General features: G+C 49.3%; 15 protein-coding genes. 7 read left to right on the top strand and 8 right to left on the bottom strand.

Annotated features, from left to right (window positions below):
- Window positions 1-185 precede the first annotated feature (185 nt).
- From rplS to AKG09_RS00805, 6 genes are all read right to left on the bottom strand, one after another.
- The gene (gene rplS, locus AKG09_RS00830) at window positions 186-551 is read right to left on the bottom strand and encodes a 50S ribosomal protein L19 (protein ID WP_009115967.1); all 366 of its coding nucleotides are present in this window, start codon (window positions 549-551) and stop codon (window positions 186-188) included.
- Between the two features lie 13 nt (window positions 552-564).
- A complete protein-coding gene (trmD, locus tag AKG09_RS00825) occupies window positions 565-1,317 on the bottom strand; it encodes a tRNA (guanosine(37)-N1)-methyltransferase TrmD (protein ID WP_054617612.1) in 753 nt (250 codons plus the stop codon).
- Window positions 1,317-1,826 carry a ribosome maturation factor RimM gene (gene rimM, locus AKG09_RS00820; protein ID WP_054617611.1) on the bottom strand — a complete coding sequence of 170 codons (510 nt, stop codon included), beginning with the start codon at window positions 1,824-1,826 and terminating at the stop codon, window positions 1,317-1,319. Before rimM ends, trmD begins: the two co-directional genes overlap by 1 nt.
- A 22-nt stretch (window positions 1,827-1,848) precedes the next feature.
- Window positions 1,849-2,097 (bottom strand): 30S ribosomal protein S16, encoded by a 249-nt coding sequence (gene rpsP / locus AKG09_RS00815; RefSeq protein ID WP_009115964.1) that lies wholly within the window; start codon window positions 2,095-2,097, stop codon window positions 1,849-1,851.
- Between the two features lie 153 nt (window positions 2,098-2,250).
- Complete coding sequence (gene aroB, locus AKG09_RS00810; protein WP_054617610.1) at window positions 2,251-3,327, bottom strand: 3-dehydroquinate synthase; 1,077 nt, start codon at window positions 3,325-3,327, stop codon at window positions 2,251-2,253.
- Between the two features lie 5 nt (window positions 3,328-3,332).
- A complete protein-coding gene (locus AKG09_RS00805; protein WP_054617609.1) occupies window positions 3,333-3,851 on the bottom strand; it encodes a shikimate kinase in 519 nt (172 codons plus the stop codon).
- Here AKG09_RS00805 and bioC point away from each other — a divergent pair.
- Genes bioC through AKG09_RS00790 form a run of 3 tightly spaced genes read left to right on the top strand, consistent with a single transcriptional unit; the run spans window position 3,850 to window position 5,928 of the window.
- The gene (gene bioC, locus AKG09_RS00800; protein WP_054617608.1) at window positions 3,850-4,743 is read left to right on the top strand and encodes a malonyl-ACP O-methyltransferase BioC; all 894 of its coding nucleotides are present in this window, start codon (window positions 3,850-3,852) and stop codon (window positions 4,741-4,743) included. The genes AKG09_RS00805 and bioC overlap by 2 nt on opposite strands.
- Window positions 4,740-5,390 carry a dethiobiotin synthase gene (gene bioD / locus AKG09_RS00795; RefSeq protein ID WP_054617607.1) on the top strand — a complete coding sequence of 217 codons (651 nt, stop codon included), beginning with the start codon at window positions 4,740-4,742 and terminating at the stop codon, window positions 5,388-5,390. Before bioC ends, bioD begins: the two co-directional genes overlap by 4 nt.
- 49 nt (window positions 5,391-5,439) lie before the next feature.
- Window positions 5,440-5,928 carry a DUF2247 family protein gene (locus AKG09_RS00790; protein ID WP_054617606.1) on the top strand — a complete coding sequence of 163 codons (489 nt, stop codon included), beginning with the start codon at window positions 5,440-5,442 and terminating at the stop codon, window positions 5,926-5,928.
- A 236-nt stretch (window positions 5,929-6,164) separates the two neighbouring features.
- Here the strand turns inward: AKG09_RS00790 and pmbA are convergent, their stop codons facing one another.
- On the bottom strand, window positions 6,165-7,493 hold the full coding sequence (gene pmbA / locus AKG09_RS00785; protein WP_054617605.1) for a metalloprotease PmbA: 1,329 nt from the start codon (window positions 7,491-7,493) through the stop codon (window positions 6,165-6,167).
- Window positions 7,494-7,605: 112 nt separating this feature from the next.
- Between pmbA and yjgA the strand changes: the two genes are divergently transcribed.
- The 4 genes from yjgA to trpC all read left to right on the top strand — a co-directional run bounded on the left by yjgA (window position 7,606) and on the right by trpC (window position 10,756).
- Window positions 7,606-8,136, top strand: a complete 531-nt coding sequence (yjgA, locus tag AKG09_RS00780) for a ribosome biogenesis factor YjgA (protein ID WP_054617604.1) — start codon at window positions 7,606-7,608, stop codon at window positions 8,134-8,136.
- 10 nt (window positions 8,137-8,146) lie between these two features.
- The gene (locus tag AKG09_RS00775; RefSeq protein WP_054617603.1) at window positions 8,147-8,614 is read left to right on the top strand and encodes a DUF2750 domain-containing protein; all 468 of its coding nucleotides are present in this window, start codon (window positions 8,147-8,149) and stop codon (window positions 8,612-8,614) included.
- Between the two features lie 334 nt (window positions 8,615-8,948).
- Window positions 8,949-9,596 carry a phosphatase PAP2 family protein gene (locus AKG09_RS00770; RefSeq protein WP_054617602.1) on the top strand — a complete coding sequence of 216 codons (648 nt, stop codon included), beginning with the start codon at window positions 8,949-8,951 and terminating at the stop codon, window positions 9,594-9,596.
- Between the two features lie 344 nt (window positions 9,597-9,940).
- Window positions 9,941-10,756 (top strand): indole-3-glycerol phosphate synthase TrpC, encoded by an 816-nt coding sequence (gene trpC, locus AKG09_RS00765; RefSeq protein WP_054617601.1) that lies wholly within the window; start codon window positions 9,941-9,943, stop codon window positions 10,754-10,756.
- A 131-nt stretch (window positions 10,757-10,887) separates the two neighbouring features.
- On the opposite strand, the gene trpB is transcribed toward trpC, so the two are convergent.
- The gene (gene trpB / locus AKG09_RS00760; RefSeq protein WP_054617600.1) at window positions 10,888-12,090 is read right to left on the bottom strand and encodes a tryptophan synthase subunit beta; all 1,203 of its coding nucleotides are present in this window, start codon (window positions 12,088-12,090) and stop codon (window positions 10,888-10,890) included.
- Between the last annotated feature and the right edge of the window lie 87 nt (window positions 12,091-12,177).

Raw genomic sequence — 12,177 nt, 5'->3', positions numbered from 1 at the left:
ATCCGGTTATACCTAGGCTTGCCCCATCCAGCATGAAGGAACTGTTACTATGTAAGTGGTTTAATTATATAAACATAATCTCAAAACACCCAACTCAAAACAAAAACCTCTCAAGCCCCCGGCTTGATAAAGCCAGTTTCGCTTAAGAGGTTTTATTTATATTTATCCTAAGACAATATTTGATTTTAGCCTTTACGAGCAGGCAATTTTTCTTTAATACGGGCCGCTTTACCGGTCAAGCCACGCAGATAGTACAGTTTAGCACGGCGTACATCACCACGACGTTTAACTTCGATTTTCTCAAGACGCGGAGAATAAAGTGGGAAAGTACGCTCAACGCCTTCACCGCTGGAAATTTTACGCACGATGAAGTTACTGTTTAAGCCACGGTTGCGACGGGAAATCACCACACCCTCATAAGCTTGCAGACGGGTACGGTTACCCTCTACCACACGCGCCCATACCACTACGGTATCACCCGGAGCAAATTCAGGGATATCTTTGTTTAAACGAGCAATTTCTTCTTGCTCTAATTGTTCAATCAGGTTCATTTCATTTCCTTAATTATGATTGGATTGTCCGTTGCTCTTCTTTAATTTCCTGTAAGAGTCGGATTTCCTCTGGGATTAAATTGCGCTTTTCCAGCAGGTCCGGTCGGCGCAGTAAAGTGCGTTGCAGCGATTGTTTTAACCGCCACTTCGCTATCAAACCATGGTTTCCCGAGCGTAATACTTCAGGAATACCCATACCTCGAAATTCTAAAGGGCGTGTATAGTGCGGGCAATCTAACAGGCCGTTGGCAAAAGAATCCTGCTCTGCCGACTGGCTGTCACCCAACACACCCGGAATCAGGCGCAACACAGCATCCATCAACATCATGGCCGGCAATTCACCGCCTGACACCACAAAATCACCTATGCTGATTTCTTGATCGACGCTTGTTGATAACACACGCTCATCCACACCTTCATAACGGCCGCATAACAAAATCAAATCGCTCATCTGAGCAAATTCTTGCACTTTTTTATGCGTTAGCGGCATACCTTGCGGGCTTAAATAGACCACCACAGACTGATTACCAGCCAGGTTTTCCTTTGCCGCATCAATAGCAGCCTGCAATGGTGGTGCCATCATGATCATTCCCGGCCCGCCGCCAAACGGGCGGTCATCAATATAGCCCAGTTTGTTATCGGCAAATTGGCGCGGATTAATGCTATCAAATTGCCACACCCCCTGTTTCAGGGCGCGGGAAGTAACGCCATATTTGGTAATGCTCTCAAACATCTCGGGAAATAGGGTAATTGCTTGGATTTTCATTAATAATCCAAGCCCCAATCTACCGTGATGGATTGCGTTTCAGAATCAACGCGGTCTATATAGTGCGATACAAACGGAATCAACTTCTTGCCGTAATTGCCGTTAACCATCAAAACATCATGCGCGCCTGTTTCCATCAGGTTTTCAACTTTCCCCAATGAAACACCTTCACGGTTAAATACTTCCATTCCCACCAAATCGGCCCAGTAGTATTCATCTTCTTCAACCGGAGCAAATTCTTCGCGAGGAATTTCAATCGTATAGCCGCGCAGCGCATGCGCAATGTCACGGTCGTCAATACCTTCAAATTTCACTTGAAGCTCGCCGCCGGCAAGCTTTCCGCTTTCCACGGCAACGTTATTGATTTGACCGTCTTTGACCAAGCGCCACTCGGCATAATCCAACAGGCTGTCGGGATATTCGGTATTGGCAGCTACTTTTACCCAGCCTTTAATACCGAACGCACCTTTGATGTAGCCCATGGCTACCCATTGCCGAGAGTCGTTCATGGTGTATTTGCTTTATCGAAACTTAAGCGGCAGCTTTTTGTTCTTTAACCAGTTTGGCAACCGCTTCGCTCACTTGCGCGCCTTGGCTTACCCAGTGGTTCAAACGCTCAGCATTCAAACGAACGCGCTCTTGTTTTTCATTGGCAACCGGGTTATAGAAACCTACGCGCTCAATAAAACGGCCGTCACGACGGCTGCGGCTGTCTGCTACGATAATGCTGTAAAAAGGGCGTTTTTTAGAGCCGCCACGGGCTAAACGGATAACTACCATGTTTAAAAATTCCTTGGAGAAAAATAGAATATATGGGAAACCGCTAATTTTAGGATAGTTTGGCGTTTTAATGCAAGTGTTTGTTGTATCAGTTTCATTTTTCCTGCTTGCCGGTTTGCCTAAGTGTCGGATTTACTCCATTAAAACAGGCTGTCAGCCACCCAACACCCGACACAAAATTTCCATATCGCTTATTGGCGTAATGCAAGCTTCGCCCAATCGGTTCAAACTGATAAAACGCATGGTTCCGCCGCTGACTTTTTTATCGTGCTGCATATGTTCGATCCAGCGCTCGAAACTAAATTTCGGTGCTTCGGTAGGCAGCCCGGCCTTTGCAAGCAAACGGATAACACGCTGCGTGTCGGCTTCGGTCAATTTGCCCAACTCCTGCGATAAACGGCACGCCAACACAGTGCCTGCTGCAACGGCTTCACCATGCAGCCATACGCCATAACCCATTTCCGCTTCAATGGCGTGGCCGAATGTGTGGCCGAGGTTAAGCCATGCGCGTATGCCTTGTTCTTTTTCGTCGGCTGCCACGATTTGGGCTTTCATTTTGCAGCAATGGTAAACGGCATAACTCAATGCCTCTTCTTTTTGCTGCATCAAATCGTCGATATTGTTTTCCAGCCAAACGAGAAAATCAGCGTCGCCCAACAAAGCATATTTAATCACTTCGGCCATGCCTGCCGAAAATTCGCGCGGCGGCAATGTGGTTAAGGTAGATAAATCAGCCAATACGGCTTGCGGCTGGTAAAACGCGCCAATCATGTTTTTACCCAGCGGGTGATTAACCGCCGTTTTTCCGCCCACTGAAGAATCCACCTGGCTCAGCAAAGTGGTGGGCACTTGAATAAAAGGTGCGCCGCGTTGGTACACGGCTGCGGCAAAACCCACCATATCGCCGATCACCCCGCCACCTAAAGCGATCAATGTGGTTTGCCGCTCGGCTCTATTTTGAAGCAAACCATCAAAAATCAGATTGAGGGTTTGCCAGTTTTTATGCTCTTCACCATCCGGCAAAATGATGGAAAAATGATCCGTACCCAAGCCGTCAAGGCCTTTTTGCAGCATTTTCAAATACAATGGCGCAATGGTTTCATTGGTAATAATGGCGGCTTTTTGCTTGATATAAGGTCGCAATATTTCTATCGGATTTTGGCTTAACAAATGATTACCGATAAAAATGGGATAGCTGTGTGACGGTGTGTTAACTGTGAGCGTTTGCATGAAGATTACTCTTGGATCAATTTCAATATGGTTTCAACGGTTTTTCGGCAACTGCCTTCTCCTGCTTCCACAACAGCGGCAGCCGCGGTCCGATAAACGGGATCACGGGTTTCGTAAAGCTCTTGCAGCTTTTTCAGGGGATTATCCACTTGCAACAGCGGGCGGTTTTTATCGCAGCGGGTGCGCTTAAGCAAAACTTCCGGGCTGGCATGCAGATAGATAACCAACCCGCGCTCTTGCAGGCAGCGCCGGTTTTCATCGCGAAGCACCGCACCGCCGCCCGTGGCCAGAATAATACCTTTTTTGCCCGTTAATTCTTTAATCACGCATGCTTCCCTTGTGCGAAACCCTTCTTCTCCTTCCAGCTCGAAAATAGTGGGGATCGACACGCCGGTTTTTTCGCAGATGACATGGTCGCTATCATAGAAAGGCTGCCCCAGCTCTTGGGATAGCCGCCTGCCTATTGTGGTTTTACCCGCACCCATCAGGCCGATCAGGAATAGATTTTTTTTTGATGTGTTCATGGGATTGATTGTAACTGAAAATCCTCATAAAGCGAGGATGGAATGCCTGTCTGAAAGCCGGCTTTCTCCATTCTGCCAAGCGCAGGGCTTACAACAGATACAAATCTGCTACAATTCCCGCTTTTGCACACTCTTTGTCATGCCCTGCAAAACAGATATTGCCCGCCGCTTTACCCGCGCACTGCCCTCTTATGGGCAAAATGCGTCGGCGCAAGCAAAAATCGCCGGGAAACTGCTTACTTTGCTAAAACAACAGTTTAGCGGCAAAGTGGCGCGCGCACTGGAAATCGGCTGCGGTTCGGGCATTTATTCCCGCCTGTTGCAAAACAGCCTTACCGTTCAAGAATGGCATGTCAACGATATATGTCCGGCGTGCGAAGCATGGGTGAGCGCCCATCGTTTTTTAAGCGGTGATATCGAAACGTTGGCTTTGAACACGCAATACGATTTAATCACTTCCGCCTCTACTTTCCAATGGCTAGCCGATCCCGCTGCTTTGATGCACAAACTCAATGCCTGTCTGAACACCGGCGGTATATTGGCTTTCAGCACTTTCACGCCCGAAAACCTTTTTCAAATCAAATCCCTTACCGGAGCGGGCTTAGATTATCCAACCGAACAAGAATGGCGCCAACTGCTGCAGGATTGCGGTTTTCACGTTTGCGATATCGAATCGGAAAGCCTCACTTTACACTTCGACAGCCCTCTGGCCGTGTTACAGCATTTGAAACACACCGGCGTAACCGCCACCCAAAAACAAATGTGGACAAAATCCCGCATGCAGCATTTTACCGAAGCATACCGCGACCGTTACGCAACCGACGACGGCCGCTATCCGCTTACCTACACACCGCTTTACATTCTGGCGCAAAAACCGCTTAATACACCATGACCCAACGCACTTTCCTCATCAGCGGCATCGACACCGACGTCGGCAAAACCGTCGCCACCGCCCACTATGCTAAAGAACTTACCGCACAAGGCATTTCCGTCATCACGCAGAAAATGGTTCAGACAGGCAACACCGGCATCGCCCAAGACATTCTCACCCACAGAAAATTGCAAGGCATCCCACTCACTGAACACGATTTAAACGGCACCACTGCGCCCTATGTGTTCCCCTACCCGTGCTCGCCGCATATGGCCGCCGAACGTGAAAGCACTGTGATAAACCCTAACCGTATCCGGCAAGCCACCGCCACCTTGTTGCAGCACTATGACACCGTGTTGCTTGAAGGAGCCGGCGGCCTGATGGTGCCGCTGACCCGCGATACCACAATCCTCGACTACGCCGCCCGACACCGCTATCCAATCGTTCTGGTTACATCAGGCAAGCTGGGCAGCATCAACCACACCTTGCTCAGCATACACGCCGTTGCTCAGCGCAACTTACCTCTGCACCGGATTATCTACAACCGCTACCCCGAATATGACCCGGCTATTAATGCCGAAACCGAGCGTTTTTTACAAGCCTATATCCGCACACATTTTCCACAAACCGAATGGCAAGTGCTTGAAAAGCTGACGATGTCTGTCTGAAAAGTGTTCAGACAGACATCCCATAAAAAACCTAAGAGGTAATTTTATAATGGACTATTTAACTAACGACTTAATTGGGTTGTCTTGGGATGACATTAAGTTTGGATATCATAATCAATACTTGGGATGGCATGATGTAGTAAATTTTGCTAAAGCCAACTTAAAGAATTTTCCTGAAAATGACCTTATTGACGAATTAGCGTTTTTAACTAAATGTAATGCTTTTAAAGTAGGTATCATCTTAGAAAAATTATCTCCAAACTTTAACTATGACGATTATGATAAGGGAAAGTGGCTATATATCATTTTAAAAAAATTATATGAATCTAAAGATAGTTTCGATGATCCTTTAGAGGAAGTAGAAAAAATTTATGCAGAATTTGATTATCCAGAGGAAATTGAATCATTTGTCAGATATATGTCTATACATAATAATGAAATAGACGAACTCTTATTACAAAGTAAAGAAGACTACATCCAAAGAATCTATAATAATTGGGCTAAATATTTAGAAGATAAGCAAGTGCAGTCTGTGTGAAAATTTCTTTTCTGGTAATTAACATGTGTTTGGTATGCTCACATGCACTATTTGAATCCATACTAAAACTAAAAATAGAATACCCACCTTACCCGGGCTTGCCCCAAATATCTTAACAATGTTACACAAGCTCAAGATACTTAGAGCAGGCCCGAATATCACGTTACGCTTACTTAAATAATGCCTGTCTGAACACTTTTCAGACAGGCATTCGGCTTTTCAAGCATATTCAAAACTCAAGCCCCGGCTACCGTCATCTCTTCCACCAGCAGCGAGCCCACTTTATGGCTGGAGCGGCGCAAAGCATCGTCGGCCACGCCAACAATATTCATAAACATATCCTGCAAACGCGAAGCGATGGTGATTTCTTCCACCGGATAAGCAATCACGCCGTTTTCCACCCAAAAACCTGCCGCACCGCGCGAATAGTCGCCGGTCAGCATATTCACGCCCTGCCCCATCAGCTCGGTAACCAGCAACCCCGTGCCCATTTCTTTTAACAACGCCGCCTGATCGGCATGTGTTGGCGCCAGAATCAAGTTGTGTGCGCCGCCGGCATTAGCCGTGGTTTGCATACCCAGCTTACGCGCGCTGTAACTATTCAGAAAATAGCCTTGCACCATACCTTGCTCAACCACAAAACGCGGCTTGGTCGCCACACCGTCGGCATCGAAATAAGTGCTGCTCCATCCTTGCGGAATATGCGGTTCTTCGCGCAAATTGATAAAATCGGAAAAAATCTGTTTGCCCAGGCTGTCAGTTAAAAAGCTGCTTTGGCGGTAAAGCGAACCGCCGCTCAAGCCGCCGACCAGATGCCCGATCAAGCTTGAGGCAATCGTTGTGTCAAACAACACGGGGTAATTGCCGGTCGGCACACTCTTTGCACCCAAGCGGCGCACGGTGCGCTCTGCGGCTGTGCTGCCGATTGATTCTACACCGGCCAAACCCGCCGCCGAACGCGCCGTGTCATACCAATAATCACGCTGCATACCCGACTCGTCTGCAGCAACCACGCTGCACGAAATACTGTGGCGCGTGCCTTGCTGGTGCTGCAAAAAGCTGTGCGTATTGCCGTACACAAACTGATAATGGTAAGTCTGCACGCCCGCACCTTCGGAATTCTGAATGCGCTTATCGGCATCTAAAGCCGCCGCTTCGCAACGCATCGCCAGTGCCACCGCATCTTCACTGCTCAAGTCCCACTCATGGTATTTATCCAAATCGCCGAACTGGTTTGCCATCAATTCCGCATCAGCCAAACCCGCACAATCATCTTCTGCCGTGTATTTAGCAATATCAATGGCCGACTGCACGGTTTCCGCCAGCGCAGCCGGAGAAAAATCAGCGGTACTGGCACGGCCCTTGCGCTGCCCCACATACACTGTAAGGTCGAGCGATTTATCTTGCTGATATTCAATCTGTTCGATTTGCTGCAAACGCACCTGCACGCTCTGCCCCAGCGATTCGCTCAAATCCGCCTCTGCCGCCGTAGCCCCTTTCTGCTTGGCCAAATCCAGCACCTGCGCGCACAAACGGCCCATTTCTTCTGAAGAGTGGTGAAACATATTTTTTCCTATTTGAAAACTAAAGGTATTTTAACCCTTTTCGGCAGCTGCCGTTGAAGAAATAGTCTATGGCTATGTTAGAATGCAGAAATCCTTAAATCGAGTATGAAACATGAGTGAGCAACACAAAGAGCGCATCAGCAAAACGCAAATGAAAAAGCGTATGGACGAATTGCAGGATTTGGGCATGGAATTAACCCGCCTTTCCGCCGAAACCCTGAAAAAAATCGACCTGCCCGAAGATTTATACGAAGCGGTGCGCGAATATAAAAAAATCACCTCCAACAGCGCGCTCAAACGCCAAACCCAATACATCGGCCGCCTGATGCGCGAAACCGATCCCGCTCCGATACGCGAATTTCTAACCAAGCTCAAAGGCGAAAATACCGCACACAATGCCTTTTTGCAGCGCATTGAGCAAATGCGTGAACGGTTGCTGGAAAACGATAACGCACTCACCGTATTTGTATCCGAATACCCGCATGCCGATGTCGCCGCCTTACGCACCTTAATCCGCAACACACGCAAAGAAAAAGAGCTGGGCAAACCGCCGAAAAACTTCCGCGCCCTGTATCAAGAAATTAAAGCCGTGATGTCGGATAGCGGCGGCGTCAACCACTCAGCCGAAGAAGCTGAAGAATAAAGGTTCCATCATGTACACAGCATTTGAAGATTCCGAATACCAGCGTTTTATCGACACTTTGCTCGACACCCAAACCGTTTACACGCTTGCCGACGAAAACGGCGTGGCCGAATGCCCTTCCACCGAATACAACGGTGCCGACGGCGAACCGATTGCGGTTTTATGTTATTGGTCGTCAGCCGAAGCCGCACAGGCCTGCCAAAGCGAAGAATGGAGCGTTTACCAGATTGAAGCCGTGCCGCTGGCAGAATTCATGCGCACCTGGCTGATTAATATGGATGAAGATGAATGTTTGGCCGGCGTGGAATTCGATGCCGGTTTATACGGCCTTGAAATAGAACCCATCGAACTTCTGGGCGATTTAATGGACACAGCCCAAAAGCGCGGCATCACTCTCGACATTCCCGACTATGAGGAGCTGGTTGCCTACCGCCTGGAATGGGAACGCATGGCAGCCGGGCAGCCCTTGTTAAACTAAATGCCTTGTGCGAAACACCAAAAATAATGCCTGCCTGAAAATATTGGTTGTTTTCAGACAGGCATTTAAATCATTAAAACAAACCGTACCGTTTTATTTCAAGCCGGTTCGATAAAATGGCTTGCATAAGAAAAGATCACTATAAGTTAAACAACCTACATAGTAACAGTTCCTTCATACTCGGGCTTGACCCGAGCATCCCTAAATTTACTGCAACTCAAGATATTCGGGGCAAGCCCGAGTATGACGTGTATACTTTTTCTTATTCTTAAGTTGATTGACTATAAACCACTCAGCAACAGCGGCATCGTCCAAACACACACCACCCATTTCCATGAGCCTGAAAAAATACATTCCCTCACCTTGCCGCTTGTTGATACTTTTTCTCGGCATTTTCATTCCCTTGCTGATTGCCGGAGAAATCGGCGAGCATCTTTTAGCGCATGAGCGTTTTGCCTTTGAACGTCCACTGATGCTGGCCGTTCATCATCACACCCGGGACAGCCTGCCCACTTATCTTGCCATTACCCTGCACTGGATAGGCAAATGGCCCGCCGCCACATTAATCGCCGCACTGATTGCCTGGTACGAGCTGCGTAATTTCCGCACCAACCGCGCCGTGTTCGTAATCCTCTGCGCCGCATTGCCCACCGCCATTATGAGTGCCGCCAAAGCCTTCTTCAGCCGTGCACGCCCCGAATTTTGGCCGCGCATTGTTGAAGAACAGAGCGCTTCGTTTCCCAGCGGCCACAGCACTTTTGCCGCCGCGCTGGCCACCACCATCGTGATACTGTGCTGGCACAGCCCGTACCGAGCATGGATTATCTTCGGCGCATTCACTTTCGCATTAATGGCCGGTTTCTCACGAATCATATTGGGCGTACACTATCCCACCGACGTGCTCGTCGGCTGGTTAACCGGCATGAGCACCGTTATCGGCATACACCAGCTGATGCGCAATAAGATCAGGCAGCCCCTATAAACATTTATAAACAGCGGTCCTGAAACTGCCCGAACATATGCCTGTCTGAAAACTGCTTTTCAGACAGGCATTCATCATTAAGCAAGCCAACTGAAAACCGGGCACTCAAGCTACTCCGGATACCCTATGCTGTTGAAAGTTTTTTAGAACACCGACCAAGCTGCCCGATAGACCTTACAGGGCTTTTGCATTAACATACAACCCGAAACCGACTACCCTAATCCATGTTAAACACACCCGATAAAGGATAGAAGTTTTCCGATGCAAATGCCTGTCTGAAAGAAGGAGCAGCAAACCCACTTTTCAGACAGGCTTATCCAATCCACTCACACCGACCACACACCATGAACGATATCCTGCAAAAAATCCTCGCCACCAAAGTTGAAGAAGTGGCCGCAGCCAAAGCTGCCATTCCTCTGGAAGACATCCGCCGCCAAGCAGAACATGCCGAACCGGTACGTAACTTCACCGAAGCCATCCGTGCCAAACATGCACAAGGCTTGCCCGCCATCATAGCCGAAATCAAAAAAGCCAGCCCTTCCAAAGGCTTAATCCGCCCCGATTTCAACCCGGCCGCCCATGCGCAGGATTACGAACGCGCCGGCGCCGCCTGTCTTTCCGTGCTGACCGACGAACAATATTTCCAAGGCTCTCCCGAATACATGAAACAAGCCCGCGCCGCCGTGAGCTTACCCGTGTTGCGAAAAGATTTCATCGTTGACGAATATCAAATCTACCAAGCACGGGCTTGGAGTGCCGACGCCATTTTGCTGATTGCCGCCGCACTCAGCGCCGAAGAGCTGGAGTACTTCGAACAAACCGCCCATTCACTCGGCATGTCTGTACTACTGGAACTGCACGACCCTTCCGAGCTGGAAAAATGCCGCCGCCTCACCACCCCCCTGCGCGGCGTCAACAACCGCAATTTGCGCACTTTCGAAGTAAACATGCAACAAACAATCGATCTCTTACCGCAACTTCGGGGGCATATCGTCATTGCCGAGAGCGGTATCCGCGGCAAGGAAGATATTGATTTCATGCGTCGCTACGGTGTGCATACTTTCTTAATCGGTGAAACATTTATGCGTTCAGATGATATTGAAGCGGAAGTCAGAAAACTGTTTGTGGGTGAGCCTCCCAGCGATGAAACGGAAAACTGAAGCTTTTGCGAAATGCGGCTGTAAAGCAGAAACGGGCTATTTCTCTATGCTTCGGCTTGGCGGATGCGTAATTTTTTAATTTGATTGGCTGTTAAAAATGCCTGTCTGAAACTTTTCAGACAGGCATTTCATTAAAGCTCAATCCCTTTCAGCCTTGCCACCGTATTGATATCTTTATCGCCCCGACCGGACAAATTAACCAGAATCACTTGGTCTTTACTCATTTTCGGCGCATGTTCCACCGCCCAAGCCAGCGCATGGCTGGATTCCAAAGCGGGAATGATGCCCTCGTATTGACACAATAAGTCAAAAGCTTCCAGCGCAGCATCGTCGTTGGCGGCGTGATATTCAACGCGGCCGATGTCGGTCAGATGGCTGTGTTCGGGGCCGATGCCCGGATAATCCAAACCGGCCGACACGGAATGCGTGCCGACTACTTGGCCGTTTTCATCCTGCATCAGATAGCTGCGGAACCCGTGCAACACACCGATGGGCGCTTTGCTGCTGATCGGCGCAGCGTGTTCCGGCGTGTCAATGCCATGTCCGCCTGCTTCCACACCGACCAAGCGCACACCTTCTTCATTGATATACGGGTAAAACAAACCGATGGCATTCGAGCCGCCGCCCACGCAGGCCACAGCTACATCAGGCTGGCGGCCGATGGCTTCAAGCATCTGCTCTTTGGCTTCATTGCCGATCACGCATTGGAAATCACGCACCATTTCGGGATAAGGCGCAGGGCCGGCGGCGGTGCCGATGATGTAGAACGTATCGTCCACCCGCGCCACCCACTCGCGCATGGCTTCGTTCATCGCATCTTTCAGCGTGCGGCTGCCGCTGTCCACGCCCACCACATTGGCGCCCAGCAACTTCATGCGGAACACGTTCGGCGCTTGACGCTGAATGTCGTCCGCACCCATATACACATGGCATTCCATACCGAAACGCGCGGCCACGGTGGCACTCGCCACGCCGTGCTGCCCCGCTCCGGTTTCGGCAATCACGCGTTTTTTGCCCATGCGCTTGGCCAGCAGCGCCTGGCCGATGGTGTTGTTGACTTTATGCGCACCGGTGTGGTTGAGATCCTCACGCTTAAGCCAGATTTGCGCGCCGCCGAGCTTTTCAGACAGGCGTTGTGCATGATAAACCGGGCTGGGCCGGCCGACGTAATGTTTCAAATCGGCGCGGAATGCTTCCCAAAATGCGGGATCGTTTTTTGCTTCTTGGTACGCCTGAGCCAATTCCTGCAAAGCGGGAATCAGGGTTTCGGAAACATACATGCCGCCATGTTCGCCGAAAAAGCCGTTGTTATCCGGAGCTTGGTAGTTTTGCATCGGAGTGGTTCCTACATTCAGTCAGACAATCAATAATCAGCGTATTATAAAAAACGCTGGCTGCATTATAAAGGAAACGCTGGCTGT

It is taken from the genome of Neisseria sp. 83E34 (genome assembly GCF_001308015.1).
Lineage (GTDB): Bacteria > Pseudomonadota > Gammaproteobacteria > Burkholderiales > Neisseriaceae > Neisseria.
This window is presented reverse-complemented; position numbering and strand designations above follow the sequence as displayed.